This is a genomic window from Peribacillus sp. NPDC097284, assembly GCF_044761765.1.
GTDB lineage: Bacteria > Bacillota > Bacilli > Bacillales > DSM-1321 > Peribacillus.
The window spans coordinates 221294-238487 of the sequence record NZ_JBIWCZ010000004.1 but is presented as its reverse complement, the minus strand read 5'-3'; the positions used below and the strand labels follow the sequence as shown (position 1 = coordinate 238487).

Below are 17194 nucleotides of genomic sequence, written 5' to 3'. Positions count from 1 at the left end.
TTAATTCAATACCCATTTATCTTTCAAGAATAATAGTCTTGATACAGTGAAGAAAATGGCGATGGAGACGATAAGGCTACCTGCTGTCAGTACGATATTCTGGTAGTCGATGACGCCGTAAAGTAGTTCCTTAAAAAGGGCGAATATATTGAAGAATGGAATCAAGAAATGCTTGGTCGTCAATTCGTGCAGGCCAGTGCCTCCTAGGAATAGGACAGGCAGGACACCGAGCATCGTAATCGGCGATAGGTAGTTCTGCGACTCTTTCACGGTTTTGGATAGGATGCTGGCTGACATTTGCAGGGCCCCTACGAATAGAGAAAATAAGATGGTGATCAATAGGGCGGTAGGAAGAATCAACCATAGGTCGCTACCGAAATGAAAGCCCTTTTTCAATTCCTCCGTTAAAAACATGAGTTCCAAGGTGACGACAAGGATCGAGACGATTCCTGCCAGGGCCCCGATGGAAGAGATCGTCAGCCATTTGGCTAGCAGGATCTTTCCCCGGCTAACGGGTGTCATAAGTAAAGCTTCCATCGTTTTCCGGTCTTTTTCCCCGGCAAATGAGTCAGAGGCAAGCGGATAGGCACCCGTACTGATCGCCATCGTGATGATCATGGGGAGAAAGAGCGATAGTATGCTCAAGGAGGCACCATTATCGCTATCTATCCCGGCCTCTTTGAAGTCGACCTTTAGCGGGCTGATCATGTTAGTATCCACATTGATCGATTGCAAGCGCTCCTGGATGATTTGTTTTTCAAAGAGAGTTAAGGCTGACTCGACCTGTGAAAGGACGAAGGAGCCATCTTGGCTATAGGAGTCACCTGAAAGGCTGAATGTGACTTGTTCCCCCTTTTTGATTTGCTCCATGAACTTATCACTAACCTGTAGGGCAGCAGCGGCTTTTCCGTCTTGGACAGCGTCTGTCGGACTCTTGAACGATTGGACATCAATTTGAGGGAAGCCCTTCAGTAGTGATTTGGCGTCCGTCGTGAATGATGGATCTACAGCAAGGGTATGGGTTTCCTCTTCATCCGTTGCCATCATGCTCTCATAAAATAACGTCAGTCCCGTCAACAAAAGGATGGGAAGAAATACACTTAATAATAGCGTCCGGCGGTCCCGTAAAGCTTCCTTCAACTCTTTTATATACATATTAAGAAACATGAGACTGATTCCCCCTTACAAGTTTGGACATGAATATATAATTCAGATCACGGCTATTCTCTTCCTTATATAGAGATTCCAACTGGCCTTCATACACCATTTCCCCTTTGTGCATCATGGCTACAGAGTCACATAGCAGGGTCACTTCCTCCATGATATGGCTTGAGAATATGATGGTTTTGCCTTGATTCTTTAGCCGAAGAACAAGCTGGCGGAATACATTCGATGAAGTGATATCGAGTCCTGTCGTCGGCTCGTCAAACAGGATGATTTCTGGGTCATGGATGAGCGTCCGCGATATGGCCACTTTTTGGCGCATGCCTTTAGAGAATCCGCCGACTTTACGATCGAGATAATCCTTCATCCCGAACATGACGGCCAGTTCTTCTATCCTCACCTTAGTTTCGTGCTTGCTCAAACCGTACAGAGTGGCGAAATAGGCGAGATTTTCACGTGTGGTTAAGCGGTCGTACAGGCCGGTTTCCCCTCCGAACAGGACACCAATCTTTTTCTTGATCTCGTTGGGATGATCCAATGTATCGAATCCGGCCACTTTGATAGACCCTTCTGTCGGTGTCAGGAGTGTGGCAATCGAACGTAACAGCGTGGTCTTTCCGGCACCATTTTCCCCTAGTAATCCGACAATCTGGCCTTTTCCGATGGTAAGGGAAACGTGTTTAAGGGCGGTGATGAATGTTTTTTTATCTTGGAATGTTTTTGTGACTTCATGTATTTCAATCATTTTTCTAACCTCCTACATCTCTTTTGGTTAACTCAATCATACAAATAAAGGAGAGGGGAATCTGTAGTTATGTCGCGAAAGTGCCGTTTTATGTCGCGAAAGTATCGTTTTTCCATATTTTGATGGTAAAATAAAGGTAATTTCAGAGAAGGAGAGTTGTAGATGAAGGTAGGCCTTGTGGATGACCGGAAGATTGATTTGGATAAGTTGAATGGGATCGTGGCCCAAATGCCTGGCATCGAATTGGTTTTTTCTACGGATTCCGCTGAATATGCGTATGAGCAGATCAAACAGGAAACGATAGATTTGCTGATTGCGGATATCGAAATGCCTAACTTGTCCGGATATGAAATGGCCGACATCATCCATTCCCATGCATTGAACATAGCGGTCATTTTCGTGACAGGTACGAGCGGGTACGCCGTCCATGCCTTTGAGCTCAATGTGCATGACTATATCATGAAGCCCTATTCGAGAGACAGGCTCATCAAATCAATCGAACGGTTCCGGGAAAAGTCAAGAACCGCTGAAGTGGCGGGAAGGCTGTTTATAAAACAGAAAAATGATATTCATATTTTGCAGAAGAAGGACATTATTTTCATTGAACGTTCAGGGCGTTCAACGACCATACATACTAAAAACGGTCCTATCAAAACCTATCAAACATTGAATGAATTGGAGGGAGAACTGCGGGAAAGGGACTTTATCCGTTCACACCGTTCTTTCATCATTAATATTCATTTTGTGAAGAACTTTTCACTGTACGCCAAAAACTCGTATGTCGTCAGCTTTGACGGGATCCAGGAACAGGCGATGATCACGAAGGAAAGGGTGGACTTCCTGCAAGTCCAATACTTTTAAGGTGTGAAAACTATGCATGCATTCATTATAGCCATATTGGGGGTATGGCATCTCTACGAAATAATTAGACTATTACCTTGGCAGATTTCTCCTTCGATAGTCATCCTTCTGATTTGTCTGATTGGCATGGGACTTTACCTCAAGTTCCGCCCCTTATATAAAAAAGCTTCCCTAGGAATCTATATGGAAGGAACTCTATGGGGCATGCAGCTTGTCGTCATTCTTCTTTATTTTTCCATGCCACCCTCCCTTTCGTACTTAGGATTAGCTGCGACTTTTATAGGAATCGAAACGGTCCGCCTCCATATGTCTGGAATGGGGGATCGTCTAGAAAGAGAGCAAAAAGGAATGGAAAAGGAGCGACTGCAGGTCAATGAAACGTTCCGGGTGGTCCGCAGTCAGCGCCATGATTTCCTGAAACATGTATCAGCGTTGCAGTTTATGATGGAGCAGGACGAGATGGCTGCAGCGAAAGAATATATGAATGAGTTGGTGGATGGCTTTGAAGAAACGAATCTATCCATTAAAGGAGAAAAAGGGGTCGTCGCCGGGATCCTGCATCAAATGTTCCGTAAGGCCAAGGAAGAACGGATCCAGATGACCTATCACTTCGATGTGCCGCTCTCGTCCCTCCCTTTTTATGACCAGGACCTTGTCGCCTTGATTGGGAATGTGCTTGCCAATGCAGTGGAAGCGGCAAAAGGATGGCAGGAAGGAAAAGGGGAGAGTGCTCAAGTTACGCTTCAGTTTTACAAACGAAGTGGGGTCTACATTCTGACTTGCACCAATCATTGCCTGGCGATTCCTCACCCTATCTTGGATACCATGTTTGAGAAACATGGCCAAACGACGAAGGGTGGGGAACATGAAGGAATGGGAACGAAAATCATCTCAGATATCGTAAAGAAACATCAAGGCCATTTGGATTTCACATATAAGAACGAGGAATTCATATTGAAAATCAAGGTCCCGGCCATCGTGTAAGAGATTATATGTACGAAAAGGGAGGAGGATGGTCATCCATATTCAAGGATTGAATCACTTATTATTTTCCGTTTCGGATTTAGAGAAGTCCAGTGAATTCTATCAGGCCGTTTTTGGGGCGAAATTGTTAGTGAAAGGGAACCAAACGGCATACTTCGACCTGAATGGGATATGGCTGGCTCTTAATCTGGAAAAGGATATTCCGAGAAACGAAATAAAAGAATCGTATACGCATGTCGCATTTTCCATTACCGAAAAGGATTTTGATGGCATCCAGGACCGGCTTGAGCGTTTACAGGTGAATATTCTTAGCGGCAGAGAGAGAAATAAGCGTGATAATAAATCCATCTATTTTACTGACTTGGATGGCCATAAGTTCGAATTCCATACGGGAACGCTAAAGGAAAGACTAGATTATTATAAACAGGAAAAGCCCCATATGAGTTTTTTCCAATAGACCGATATAATGCAGGGATTGACCGATAAATGGGGCGACTTGACTGATAAAAAGTCCAGTTTGACCGATAAAGGACTTAATTTGACCGATAAAAGACAAAAACGGGTTGAAAAAGGAGCCTCCAATAAGCTTGGAGGCTCCTCCCGATTCAATCCATTATGGTGAGCAGTTCATCTATTGGTGTACGCGGACGGGGCGTAGGAATCATGTCCGGGTATCCGACGTGCAGGCTTCCTACGATTTTCTCCCCGGGTTTTACGCCTAAGGCTTCGCGGAATTCTTGGCTGTGAATCATGCCGTACGTTTCCCAAATCATGCCGATTCCTTGTTCCCAGGCAAGTAAACTGAAATTCTGGATCAAGGCGCTCGTGGCTGCATAATCCTCTTCGCGGGTCATGAGATTCGGATTTTCCTCCATGATAACCGTAACGAACATCGGAACGCCGTTCAGTTTATTGTACCCACGCTGACCGGCTTCTTTCTTCTTTGACGGATCCTTTTCTTTACCTGCCATAAAGGCCTGTGTCGCTTCTGCTAGCTTCACGCGGCTGTCACCGTGAACAACGACGAAGCGCCACGGTTGGGTCATTTTATGATTGGGTGCCCACGTGGAAGTTTCCAAAAGTGATTGAATGGTTTCGAGGGGAACAGGCTGATCCTTGAATCGTTTGATGCTCCGTCGTTCTTTTATGATTTGTTCTAGTTTCATATTTGTATTTCTCCTTATTCTTAATGATCTATGTATAGGAATTGTTTTTTTGAAAAAAAAAGGACCCCGGATGCCTAATATGCTTTAAATTGAATAAACTGACTTGAATAAAGAGGGGGCAATATTCTAGTGACTTGCATTCGCAACTAAGCATATAATTTTTACTAGGCACAGAGAGACCGGGGCGACATTGTATCTATGTACAATATCAAATGGGTACGATAAGAAATTATCGTAGTACTTAACAAAATTCAGAGATCGATAATGAAATTGAAAATCATTATCAATTAGAATTTTCTCTTATTTCCTGTTTTTTGTCAAGAGGATCTCGAAAAAAATTAAAAAACTTTTTCCAATGCTAACCAAGCTTGCTAATTCTTTTATTAAATCTGTATAAAAATGTATAATGAAAAGATAAAAATGTTACCTACATATGAAGATTGAAGGGTGTCGTAGATGAAAAAACTGTTTTCGTTCCTTAAACCATATCGTCTCTTCATCGCTCTTGCTTTATTTTTAATGTTAGTCGAGCTCGGTGTTGAGCTATTACAGCCACTCTTCATTGCAAAGATCATTGATGATGGCATTTTACAAAAAGACCTTTCCGTCGTGATAAAGTGGGGAGCGATCATGGTCGGCCTGTCGATATTTTCGTTCCTTGGCGGAATCGTCAATTCCTTTACAGCTTCTCATGTGAGCCAAAGTTTTGGACATGAAGTAAGGAAAAATCTCTTCGGCAAAATCCAGGCCTTTTCTTTTGCCAATTTAAACAACATCCCGACCTCTTCCTTGATCACCCGGATGACGAATGATGTGACGCAGCTTCAGAATACGGTATTTATGGGATTGCGTATCATGGCAAGGGCACCGCTGATTGTCCTTGGGGGCACAATCATGGCGATAACGGTCAATCTGAAGTTATCCCTTGTATTGATCATTTCGATTCCCGTTCTCGTGCTGTTCCTGGGATGGGTCATGAAACGTGCGGCAAAGCTGTTTCGACTTGTCCAAAAAAGGCTGGATAACGTCAATAGTGTCATGCGTGAGAATTTGATTGGGATGAGGTTGATCAAAGCATTTCTTCGTAAGGATCATGAAATCGGCCGTTTTGACGGGGCAAACGATGAATTGAAAATGAAGACCGTCCAATCGCTTCGCTTGATTGAAACGACGATGCCCGTGCTGATGCTGGTCATGAACGTGGCGATCCTTGTAGTCCTATGGTTCGGTAGCGGCTTTATCTCGACGGGAGATATCCAGGTCGGGGAAGTCGTGGCGATTGTCAATTATGCCACAAGAATCGCAGGCTCCTTATCGGTCTTTTCTTGGTTGATCATGGTCTTGTCCCGAGCAAAAGCGTCAGCTGACCGCGTGACCGAAATTTTCGAGACGCCCATTGATCTCGATGAAGGTAGGGTGGAAAGCAGGGGGGACCTTATCAAAGAGGGGCATATCGAGTTCGAGGATGTGTCATTCCGCTATCCTGGCGGCGATGAACAGGTATTGAAACACTTGGATTTCACCGTCGAAGCGGGACAAACTCTCGCGATTATCGGTGCGACTGGGTCGGGGAAAACCTCCCTATTTCAGCTCATTCCACGTTTATTCGAAGTGGAGAGTGGAACGATCACGATAGATGGGCAGGATGTGAGGGACATTCCTCTCGACTCACTCCGAAAAAGGATTGGCTACGTGCCGCAGGAAGCGATGCTATTTTCCGGGTCCATCCAGTCCAATATCGCCTGGGGGAAAGAAGACGCGTCACTGGAGGAAATCATGATATCTGCCCAACATGCCCAAATCCATGAAACGGTAATGAGACTGCCAAAGCAATATGAAACGCGGTTAGGACAAAAAGGAGTGAATCTCTCAGGCGGGCAAAAGCAACGGCTATCGGTTGCGAGGGCATTGGTCCGCAGGCCGAAGATCCTCCTTTTGGATGACAGCACAAGCGCCTTGGATCTAAATACGGAAAGTAGGCTGCTTACGGCATTGGAATCCTATACGTGCACGACGCTCATCATTACGCAAAAAATAAGTACAGCGATGAAAGCCGATAAAATCTTATTGCTTGAAGATGGCGAGGTACTCGCGGAAGGCAAGCATGATGAGTTGAGTAAAACGAATGCCCTTTATCGGAAAATCGTTGCATCACAATATGGGGAGGAGGAGATTTCCTATGAAACGAAAAACGTCTCCCGCTAAAAAGCCGTCCAATTCTGCAGGCACGGTCAAACGTATCCTCCCTTATTTAACGACGAATAGAAGTATGCTCGTCATGGTCCTGTTCATGGTCCTGGTCAGTTCAGTGTTAGGACTGCTTGGTCCATTTCTTGTCGGAATGGCCATCGACGATTATATCGTCACGAAGGACAGCGATGGTTTGATCAATCTGCTGTTTGGGCTCCTTGCGGTTTATGTGTTCTATTCACTGTCCATGTGGCTACAAAACTATTGGATGATCGGGATTGCCCAGGATACGGTTTATCTGATGCGCAACCAGCTGTTCAAGAAGCTCCAGCAGCTGCCGATTCCCTTTTTTGACCGTCGCCAGCATGGGGAACTGATGAGCCGGGTCACGAATGATATTGAAAATGTCAGCTCTACATTGAACAGTTCGGTCATTCAAATCTTTTCAAGCGTCCTGACTCTTGTCGGGACACTGGCTGTCATGCTGTATTTGAGTCCATTACTGACGATTCTAACCCTTTTCATTGTCCCGCTTATGTTCTTTGGGTTGAAATGGATTACGAACCGGACAGGCAGGCTTTTCAAGGAACAGCAGAAAAACCTGGGTGAATTGAATGGATTCATTGAAGAAACAATTTCCGGACAGCGCATCGTGAAGGCCTTTTCACAGGAAGAAAAAGTGATTCGTGATTTTATCACTCGCAGTGAGAACTTGAAAAAAGCCGGTTATTGGTCTCAATCCTATTCGGGATTGATACCGAAGCTGATGAATTTATTGAATAACTTAAGCTTCATCGTGATTGCTGCTGTCGGTGGCTATTTGGCCTTGGAAGGAATGGGTGGGGTCACCATTGGCGTGATTGTCATCTTCACCGAGTATTCCAGGCAATTCACGCGTCCGCTCAATGACTTGGCTAACCAGTTCAATACCCTGCTTTCGGCTGTCGCTGGTGCTGAGCGGGTATTCTCGATCCTGGATGAAGAGGAAGAGGGCGTGGATGAGAAAGATGCGGGTGAACTACGGGACATCCGTGGAGAGGTTGATTTCGAAGGGGTGTCCTTTTCCTATGATGATGACGATCAAACAATCAACGATATTAGTTTCCATGCTGAAAAAGGAGAGACCATTGCATTAGTCGGTCCGACCGGTGCGGGTAAAACGACGATTATTAATCTGCTCGCCCGGTTTTATGAACCGAACAGTGGCAGGATCCTGGTCGATGGACAAGATATCCAACAGGTAACGAGGGCGAGCCTCCGTAAACATATGGGATTCGTTTTACAGGATTCCTTTCTATTTCAAGGAACAATTCGTGAAAATATCCGTTATGGCCGTTTGGAAGCCATGGATATGGAGGTAGTGGAAGCGGCCAAACTTGCAAATGCACATACCTTTATCATGAAACTGCCCAATCAATATGATACGGTTTTGACCCAAGATGGCAGTGGAATCAGCCAGGGGCAACGACAGCTCCTTTCAATTGCGAGGGCGATTTTAGCCGATCCGATTCTTTTGATTTTGGATGAGGCGACAAGCAGTATTGATACGATCACCGAAATCAAAATACAGGAGGCATTACATCGATTGATGAAGGGGCGAACAAGTTTCGTCATTGCGCATCGACTGAATACGATTCAGCAAAGCGATCAAATACTGGTATTGGATGAGGGGAGAATCATCGAAAAAGGGTCCCATTCGGAGTTATTGAAGCAAAAAGGTTTCTATGCTGAACTTCATCGCGGTTCCTTAAATGGAAATCACACGGGATGAAAAAAATGTGTGCCTCTTGGCGCACATTTTTTTAGTTGGTCCAAAAAACTGGAACCTATCGGGTACATTCCGTTACCGAGGCAATTGCCTCATCCAAGAAGGTCAGCACATCTTCGTTTATCGGATACAAACCTGCGGAAGCGGATCCTTCCTTGGACTTTCGAATTTCCCAGAATTTCTCCTCAAGCTCTTTGTTTCCCTGAAATACCAACTCGGACAGCAGGAGGGAATCTTCAGCAATGAGCCGTCCTTCTTCCGATAAGGGGGAAACGCCCTTTTCAAGGGACCATTCGATTCTCTTCATGAGATTGATCCATTGCCTCGTGCTGATATCATTTTGTTCCATTTTGGGTAGTTTATTGATGGTTTTCTGTTCTTCTTCGTTAAAGTGTGACCCTCGATTATGCTCTTTTCTTTTGAATAATGGAAGCAGTAACTCCCAATTGAACTCCCCTTCGATTTCGATACTGTTTAATAAAGTCTGGATGTTCTTTAATGTATTTTCCTCTTCTTTTATATCGGATTGTATTTGTTGTTGGTGCTGGAGAAGTAATTCTTTGAAGGATTCTTTATTCAATACGGTTTTGATATCGTCCAATGAAAAAGAAAGGGCTTTAAGCAGGCAGATTTTCTCAAGTCGCTTCAGGTCATTTGCCGAGTAATATCTGCGGCCATTGGCGTGCCTGTATTCAGGCGTTAATAATTGAATTTGGTCATAGTAACGGATGGTCCTTATCGTCACATTCGCTCGCTTAGACAATTGTCCAACGGTCAAAAATTCCATTGTCATACCTCCAATTCGTTCATCCAGCTCAGGTTATGGCTAAACTTTCCTTTTTATTATAGCGGAATAGGAGGTAGGAATTAAATAGGCAGTATGGAAATGAACGTTGAAAAGGTAGTCTGGATGTATTGGGGAGGAAGTCTGGGTAGTCTGAAAAAATCGTAACGGTACATGCCGTGCTATAATTTCGGCTAGTGAAGAAAACCTATTGCTTATTAACCATTAAATGACATATAATTCAGAATATATACAAAATTAACGTTGTTTAGTCATTTTAAGGAGGCTGTGGAAAACGTTCAGGCACAATGAATTGGTAAATATAATGGGGTAGGAGATGAAAAAATGAAAGCGCTTAAATCAGTTGTTCTTTGGGGAGTCATCTCTGCGTTGGGAGCTGTGAGCTTCGGTGTTGTCGCCTTAAATCGCGGGGAAAGCATTAATGCTATGTGGATTGTTACGGCTGCTCTCTGTGTCTATTCGATTGCTTATCGCTTTTATAGTAAATTTATCGCACAGAAAGTATTCGAGCTTGATGATAAACGTAAGACTCCAGCTGAATTGAATAATGATGGAAAAGACTATGTACCGACGAATAAATGGGTACTGTTTGGTCATCATTTTGCAGCGATTGCTGGGGCAGGGCCACTTGTAGGGCCTATCTTAGCGGCACAGATGGGGTATCTGCCGGGTACACTATGGCTCGTGGTGGGTGTCGTTTTGGCCGGTGCGGTACAGGATTTCGTCATTCTCTTCGGATCGATGCGCCGAAATGGTAAATCGCTTGGTGAAATGATAAAAGAAGAAATCGGTCCCGTCACAGGATTCATTGCCATGCTAGGGATTTTTGGCATCATGGTCATTTTATTGGCCGTGCTTGCGCTAGTAGTCGTGAAGGCCTTGGTAGGAAGCCCTTGGGGGATGTTCACGATTGCTTCGACCATACCGATTGCCGTCCTTATGGGTGTTTACATGCGGTATATCAGGCCTGGACGAGTCGGGGAAGGATCCATCATCGGGATTATCCTGTTGATGCTTGCTTTGTACTTCGGACGGTTTGTAGCGGAAAGTGCAACATTGGCTCCCATGTTTACATACTCAGGTGAAACGATTGCCATCCTCTTGATTGTGTATGGTTTTGTTGCTTCTGTGCTACCGGTCTGGATGCTTTTGGCTCCGCGGGATTATCTAAGTACCTTTTTGAAAATCGGTACGATCATCGCACTTGCACTAGGCATCTTCATCGTCATGCCTAATCTTGAAATGCCAGCGGTCACGCAGTTCATTGATGGTACGGGGCCGGTTTTCTCGGGTAACCTATTCCCATTCTTATTCATCACGATTGCATGTGGGGCTGTGTCTGGATTCCACGCGCTCGTTTCATCGGGTACGACGCCTAAGATGATCGAACGTGAATCCCATGCGCGTCCAATCGGATATGGAGCCATGCTGACTGAGTCATTCGTGGCCATCATGGCGATGGTAGCGGCCTGCGTATTAACACCGGGTATTTACTTTGCCATTAATAGTCCGGGTGCTGTCATTGGGACGGAGCCGGCTCAGGTTGCGACGACGATATCTGATTGGGGATTTGTCTTGACGCCTGATATGATTACGGACCTTGCCGATGATGTCGGGGAGGAAACGATATTATCCCGTACTGGAGGAGCTCCCACGTTTGCGATTGGGATGGCGCATATTTTCTCACAAGTAGTCGGGGGTGCTTCCTTGATGGCGTTTTGGTATCATTTCGCGATACTATTCGAGGCACTGTTCATCTTGACGACGATTGATGCCGGTACCCGGGTGGGCCGTTTCATGATTCAAGATATTATCGGTACTTTTTATAAACCATTTGCGCAAACGAATAAATGGGTGCCGAACATCATCGCGACAGCCATTTGTGTTCTAGGGTGGGGATACTTCCTGTACCAGGGGGTCATTGATCCGCTTGGAGGAATCAATACACTATGGCCATTGTTCGGGATTGCGAATCAAATGCTATCCGCGATTGCGTTACTGCTTGGTACGACCGTCTTGTTCAAGATGGGCAAGAAAGCGTACACATGGGTCACACTTTTACCGACGACCTTTATATTAATTGCGACGATGACAGCGGGTTGGCAAAAGCTATTCCACGAAAACCCTGCAATTGGCTTTTTGGCGCATAAGGACAAATTCAAGGCTGCCTATGATGCAGGAGAGGTCCTTGCTCCGGCGGCGAATTTAGCGGAAATGAAACGAGTCATCTTCAATGATTATTTAGATGCAGCCCTTTGTGCCTTCTTTATGATCGTGGTCATCACTGTTTTGATTTCCGCGGTACGATTATGGATCAAGATCATCAAAAATGAAAAAATTGACATGCATGAATCTCCTTATATATCAAGGTGATAATGGAGGGAAGGAAACCATGTTAAAAAAAATTACCCGGATTCTTAGCTACCGAAAGCAATTCATTAGTCTACTTGTCGGAGTTCCTAGTTATGAAACGTATGTAGCGCATATGAAGCTGGAACATCCTGATAAAACGATTAAGACAAGGAAAGAGTTCTTCTGCGAAGCGCAGGACGAAAGGTATAATGCTAAGGATGGGAAGGTATCACGCTGTTGCTAGTCATATAGTTAGGAGGGGCCCTTATTATTAGGGCCCTTTTTTGTGCGGATTTTATAAGAAGAGTATGAAAGTATGTGAGGAAAGGACTAAGAATCTATTTTGTACCGTTCGGTTTCCGGTGCTTATTACATAGAATTTTCAAAAAAAGTAAATAAAGTGGTTGAATTTTTAGAAAATTAAGTATATGATAAATTACATCACATAACAATGTTATATAACATAACATATTAAAAATTAAAGGGGGAAAAACAAATGCAGATGGCAGATTCGGTATTCATGTTTTTAGCGACAATGATGGTTTGGCTTATGACTCCAGGAATTGCCCTATTTTATGGAGGGATGGTAAAAAGCAAGAATGTCCTCAATACGGCAATGCATAGTTATATGCCACTCGCTGTCATTTCTATTCTTTGGGTGCTGGTTGGGTATTCATTATCCTTCTCACCAGGAAATACTCTCCTAGGCGGTCTGGATTGGGTAGGTTTAAAGGATGTCGGCTTCGCTCCTGGCCCATACAGCGACACAATTCCTCATAGTTTATTCATGCTATTCCAAATGACATTCGCAGTATTGACCGTTTCCATTATCGCAGGCGGGATCGCTGAACGAATGAAATTTTCCGCTTTCTTAATTTTCACCATTCTTTGGTCTTTATTCGTATACGCACCCGTTGCTCACTGGGTATGGGGAGGCGGCTGGTTAGCTGAACTTGGTACGCTTGATTTCGCCGGCGGTAACGTCGTTCATATCTCTTCAGGTGTTGCTGGTTTAGTGTTGGCTATCATGTTGGGGAAAAGGAAGGAATCAGGAAACAGTGCCCCGCATAATCTACCTTTAACATTCCTTGGTGGATCGTTGATCTGGTTTGGCTGGTACGGTTTTAATGTCGGCAGTGCCTTGACGATCGATGCAGTGGCGATGAATGTTTTCGTGAATACGGCTGTTGCAGCTGCGGCTGGTATCATTGGCTGGTTAATCGTTGAGTACATGACAAATAAGAAGGCAACCTTGCTTGGTGCAGTATCGGGTGCCATTTCTGGATTGGTGGCCATTACACCAGCCTGTGGGTTCGTGACGACAGCATCTTCCATCCTGATTGGGGTCATTGGCGGAGCGGTTTGTTACTGGGGTGTATTCTTCCTTAAAAACAAATTGGGCTATGATGATGCACTTGATGCTTTCGGCTTACATGGCATTGGAGGCACTTGGGGTGGAATCGCGACGGGATTATTCGCGACTACTTCGGTGAATGAAGGGGGAGCCAACGGTTTGTTCTACGGAGACTTCAACCTACTTTGGAAACAAGTTGTAGCGATTATCGCCACATATATCTTCGTGGCTGTAGTCACGTATATCATCGCAAAAGTCATTAGCTTGTTCGTTCCATTACGTGTCAGCGAAGAAGATGAAACAACGGGGCTCGATCTTACACTCCACGGTGAAAAGGCCTATCACGAATCAATTTAAAGGAGGGAATTCATATGTCTCAGGTATTGACGAAAATCGAAATCATTACGCGGCCAATCAAGTTTGAACAGTTCAAAGAGGAGTTGGCGAAGATTGGTGTCAGTGGTATCACGGTGTCAGATGCGAAAGGTACTGGGCTACAGAAGAGTTATGTCGAAACATATCGAGGCCGAAATCGGGAAATATCCTTACATGACCGAATGAAAATAGAGATTGTAGTATGTGAAGTCCCCGTTCAAGATGTAGTGGATGTTGCCAGGAAATTCTTAAGCACTGGAAAACCTGGAGACGGAAAGATCTTCATCTATGAATTAGCCAATGTGGTGAATATCCGGACAGGAAAAGAAGGGCACGATGCATTAAAGAACGACTGAGGAAAACATTAAAGGAGGGGACAGATGGGCAAGTTGATTGAGATTGTTTCCAGGAAAAAGCAAAAGATCGTGACTGAACTGATATCCGAAAACATTTACCAACCTACCGACAGGTCTTATTTATTAGAATTACCATTGAAGAATTTAGAATCAATCTTACTTCTCCGAACCAATTCCCCGTCTAAAAAAGCAGATGTCTAAGTTAGGAAGCCGTTTCTTCTATAAAAAGAGGAACGGTTTTTCCTATGTTTTAGAGATAGTGGCAAACCTTTTCGGCAGCGTATTTGAATAGTTTATATCCTGGAAGTGAATTTTATAATAGAAGGACGGATTTTTTATTGGTTCCACCATAGAAATTGGTGGGAGTACCTACTATAATGAAATGGGGACAGGCAATTTAAATCCTGTTTTCTGGCTTTTTTCGACGATTTTCGCTTATTTACTTCCATTTTTCATTAATATGGGAAAAATCAGAAGAAAGTCCTTTTCTTTAAAGTGAAAATAATCAATCAATATGTTCTTTATGGGGTGGGGAAAAATGGATCAATTTACGGTTAAATCCGTTTTAAATATCATTAGTGAGTTTGTTCCAAAAAACGCTTCGATTGCAGTGGCTGATTCTGAGCAGTTTATCTATTATCAACCAAGCAAGCAAATCGACGTCGGGATTAAACCTGGGGATTTAATAAGTGAAGGGACGGCCGCTTTCAAGGCATTGCAGAGCCGGAAGAAAATTGCCGTTCAAGTTGAAAGTGATGTATTTGGCGTCCCGTATTATGGTTTGAGCGTTCCCATCCTGGAAGGTGAAAATCCAATGGGCGCCGTGACAGCCATCCTTCCCTCCAAGCCGTTCGTGTTGCCGACTTCCTTTTTAACCGTCAAGACGGAAGACAGATGGATTCCGCTTCCTTATGAGGAAATCATGTTTTTAGAAGCGCAAAATAGGAAGACAAGGATCCAGTCTGAACGCGTGAGTGGTTTCCATAAATTGAATTTAAGTGAATTGGAGTTCGTTTTACCAAGTGAAATGTTTATTCGGGTGCACCGTTCCTATATTGTCAACATTCATTTCATTGAGGAAATCTTGCCTGACTTTCACTCTACATTCTTGCTTGTGATGAAGGATCATTCGAAAATTCAAGTTAGCCAAACGTACGCAAGCCAGTTCCGAAGAGCACTTGGTTTTTAGAGTTTCTGTTTCGTGTAATAAAAATGCTGTTTTGTGCTCCTTTTAAGGCTTTTCATTCATAAAAGAATGTGACAATTACACGTACTTGATAAAATTAGGTGTAAGAAAAGCGAAAATGGGGGTCTTTTGTATGAACGAAAGCGTTTTCAAAAAAATCCGCAATGAGCAACTTAAGGGGAAAGTTGTCACTGCAGAAGAAGCTGCTTCATGGATTAAAGATGGTATGAAACTAGGTATGAGTGGATTTACTCGTGCTGGTGATGCGAAAGTTATTCCAATGGCTCTAGTTGAAAGAGCGAAAACTGAAAAATTCAAAGTTGACGTATATACAGGTGCATCATTAGGACCTGAAGTCGACCAACATATGGCGGAAGCCGGACTCATAAATAAACGTTTACCATTCCAAGCGGATAAAGGTATTCGTAATAAAATCAATGCTGATGAAATCACTTATGTCGACCAACATCTATCTCATACGGCTGAATTAGTTCGTCAAGGGATTGTTGGACCAATCGACTTTGCTATCATCGAAGCAGTGGCTATCACAGAAGACGGATTAATCATTCCGACAACTTCTGTAGGTAACTCAGCTATCTTCGTACAAGAAGCGAAGAATGTCATCATCGAATTAAACGTGTCTCATCCAGAAGGATTAGAAGGCATGCATGATATATATTTACCAGCTCAACAAGGTGAGCGCCAACCGATTCCATTGACGAGTGCAAGTGATCGTATTGGTTCGATCGGTATTCCTGTTGATCCTGAAAAAGTGAAAGGGATTGTTGTGGCAACAGTTACGGATGCACCTTCTACAATCGTGCCTCCTGATGAAGAGACTGCTGTCATGGCCAATCACCTTACTAACTTCCTTCGCGAAGAAATCAAGGCTGGTCGTTTAACTGAATCGCTTGCACCACTTCAATCAGGTGTAGGTTCCGTTGCAAACGCCGTATTGAATGGTTTAATTGATTCTGAATTCAAAGATTTAGAAGTATACTCTGAAGTGTTACAAGATGCAGTATTCGATCTTATCGATGCTGGAAAAGTTAAATTCGCTTCAGGTTGCTCCATTACTTTGGCTGAAGAAAAAGGTAAGCAAGTATATGGCGAACTTGATAAATATCGTGATAAACTCGTTCTTCGTCCACAAGAAATTTCTAACCACCCGGAAGTCATCCGTCGTCTTGGATTGATTTCTATCAACACTGCGTTAGAATGCGACATTTACGGAAACGTAAATTCAACACATGTTTCTGGTACAAGAATGATGAATGGTATCGGTGGTTCTGGAGACTATGCTCGTAATGCACGCTTGGGTATCTTTGTAACGAAGTCCTATGCAAAAGGCGGCAAAATCTCAAGTATCGTTCCTTTCGTATCTCACGTTGACCACACTGAGCATGATGTGGATGTCATCGTTACAGAACAAGGTTACGCTGATTTACGCGGTCTAGCACCAAAAGAACGTGTACATGCAATCATTGAAAACTGTGCACATCCGGATTACCGTCAACAACTTCGTGATTATTTCAACGAAGCTGTCGCTCTAACTGGTGGACACCAAACACCGCATGTTCTTGAAAAAGCATTCTCTTGGTATACAAACCTTGCCAAGAACGGTACAATGCTTGAAGCTACTCTTCAAGATCAAAAATAAGAAGATGGACCCCGCTCATTGCAGCGGGGTTTTTTTGTTTGCTGAGATGGGGTTTGACCGATAAAGTGCTGGATTTGACCGATAAATAGGTTGAATAGACCGATAAAAGCCAAGTTTGACCGATATATTGATCGTTTTGACCGATAAAAGGGTTTCCCGCTCTAAAAGACTGCCTTGAGAAGGATGATTTTTTCCCAATGTAAATCCTGGGAATCATTGAAATAAATT

General features: G+C 43.9%; 16 protein-coding genes. 12 read left to right on the top strand and 4 right to left on the bottom strand.

All coding sequences use genetic code 11. The annotated features are described in order from the left end of the window. Both ACIQXU_RS11070 and ACIQXU_RS11065 read right to left on the bottom strand, forming a co-directional pair. Nucleotides 1-1167 (bottom strand): ABC transporter permease, encoded by a 1167-nt coding sequence (locus tag ACIQXU_RS11070; protein WP_402989209.1) that lies wholly within the window; start codon nt 1165-1167, stop codon nt 1-3. Then, the gene (locus ACIQXU_RS11065; protein ID WP_402871994.1) at nt 1157-1909 is read right to left on the bottom strand and encodes an ATP-binding cassette domain-containing protein; all 753 of its coding nucleotides are present in this window, start codon (nt 1907-1909) and stop codon (nt 1157-1159) included. Before ACIQXU_RS11065 ends, ACIQXU_RS11070 begins: the two co-directional genes overlap by 11 nt. Nucleotides 1910-2071: 162 nt before the next feature. On the opposite strand from ACIQXU_RS11065, the gene ACIQXU_RS11060 reads away from it, so the two are divergent. From ACIQXU_RS11060 to fosB, 3 genes are read left to right on the top strand one after another with little or no spacing between them, the layout of a single operon-like run. Then, nucleotides 2072-2770, top strand: a complete 699-nt coding sequence (locus ACIQXU_RS11060) for a LytR/AlgR family response regulator transcription factor (protein WP_402871991.1) — start codon at nt 2072-2074, stop codon at nt 2768-2770. A gap of 12 nt (nt 2771-2782) precedes the next feature. After that, nucleotides 2783-3754: a sensor histidine kinase gene (locus ACIQXU_RS11055; protein WP_402989206.1), complete on the top strand. Its 972-nt coding sequence runs from the start codon at nt 2783-2785 to the stop codon at nt 3752-3754. 28 nt (nt 3755-3782) lie between these two features. Next, nucleotides 3783-4211 carry a metallothiol transferase FosB gene (gene fosB / locus ACIQXU_RS11050; RefSeq protein WP_402989203.1) on the top strand — a complete coding sequence of 143 codons (429 nt, stop codon included), beginning with the start codon at nt 3783-3785 and terminating at the stop codon, nt 4209-4211. Nucleotides 4212-4359: 148 nt separating this feature from the next. Here the strand turns inward: fosB and ACIQXU_RS11045 are convergent, their stop codons facing one another. Next, the gene (locus ACIQXU_RS11045) at nt 4360-4920 is read right to left on the bottom strand and encodes a nitroreductase family protein (RefSeq protein ID WP_402989201.1); all 561 of its coding nucleotides are present in this window, start codon (nt 4918-4920) and stop codon (nt 4360-4362) included. Between the two features lie 456 nt (nt 4921-5376). Between ACIQXU_RS11045 and ACIQXU_RS11040 the strand changes: the two genes are divergently transcribed. Both ACIQXU_RS11040 and ACIQXU_RS11035 read left to right on the top strand, forming a co-directional pair. Further along, nucleotides 5377-7125 carry an ABC transporter ATP-binding protein gene (locus ACIQXU_RS11040; protein WP_402989198.1) on the top strand — a complete coding sequence of 583 codons (1749 nt, stop codon included), beginning with the start codon at nt 5377-5379 and terminating at the stop codon, nt 7123-7125. Then, a complete protein-coding gene (locus ACIQXU_RS11035) occupies nt 7100-8881 on the top strand; it encodes an ABC transporter ATP-binding protein (RefSeq protein ID WP_402989195.1) in 1782 nt (593 codons plus the stop codon). The genes ACIQXU_RS11040 and ACIQXU_RS11035 overlap by 26 nt, the downstream gene beginning before the upstream one ends. Nucleotides 8882-8936: 55 nt before the next feature. On the opposite strand, the gene ACIQXU_RS11030 is transcribed toward ACIQXU_RS11035, so the two are convergent. After that, complete coding sequence (locus tag ACIQXU_RS11030) at nt 8937-9665, bottom strand: MerR family transcriptional regulator (protein ID WP_402989192.1); 729 nt, start codon at nt 9663-9665, stop codon at nt 8937-8939. A 342-nt stretch (nt 9666-10007) separates the two neighbouring features. Between ACIQXU_RS11030 and ACIQXU_RS11025 the strand changes: the two genes are divergently transcribed. The 7 genes from ACIQXU_RS11025 (at nt 10008) to scpC (ending at nt 16966) form a co-directional block, all read left to right on the top strand. Next, nucleotides 10008-12056 (top strand): carbon starvation CstA family protein, encoded by a 2049-nt coding sequence (locus tag ACIQXU_RS11025; RefSeq protein WP_402989189.1) that lies wholly within the window; start codon nt 10008-10010, stop codon nt 12054-12056. Between the two features lie 19 nt (nt 12057-12075). Beyond that, nucleotides 12076-12279, top strand: a complete 204-nt coding sequence (locus ACIQXU_RS11020) for a YbdD/YjiX family protein (RefSeq protein ID WP_402871969.1) — start codon at nt 12076-12078, stop codon at nt 12277-12279. Nucleotides 12280-12531: 252 nt separating this feature from the next. Further along, nucleotides 12532-13746: an ammonium transporter gene (locus tag ACIQXU_RS11015; protein WP_402871966.1), complete on the top strand. Its 1215-nt coding sequence runs from the start codon at nt 12532-12534 to the stop codon at nt 13744-13746. Between the two features lie 14 nt (nt 13747-13760). After that, nucleotides 13761-14120: a P-II family nitrogen regulator gene (locus ACIQXU_RS11010; protein ID WP_402871963.1), complete on the top strand. Its 360-nt coding sequence runs from the start codon at nt 13761-13763 to the stop codon at nt 14118-14120. 24 nt (nt 14121-14144) lie between these two features. After that, a complete protein-coding gene (locus tag ACIQXU_RS11005) occupies nt 14145-14321 on the top strand; it encodes a hypothetical protein (protein ID WP_402871960.1) in 177 nt (58 codons plus the stop codon). 337 nt (nt 14322-14658) lie between these two features. Next, the gene (locus tag ACIQXU_RS11000; protein WP_402871957.1) at nt 14659-15309 is read left to right on the top strand and encodes a LytTR family DNA-binding domain-containing protein; all 651 of its coding nucleotides are present in this window, start codon (nt 14659-14661) and stop codon (nt 15307-15309) included. A gap of 130 nt (nt 15310-15439) precedes the next feature. Then, entirely contained in the window at nt 15440-16966 is a 1527-nt protein-coding gene (scpC, locus tag ACIQXU_RS10995; protein ID WP_402871954.1) for a succinyl-CoA:acetate CoA-transferase ScpC, read from the top strand. The last annotated feature ends 228 nt before the right edge of the window (nt 16967-17194 follow it).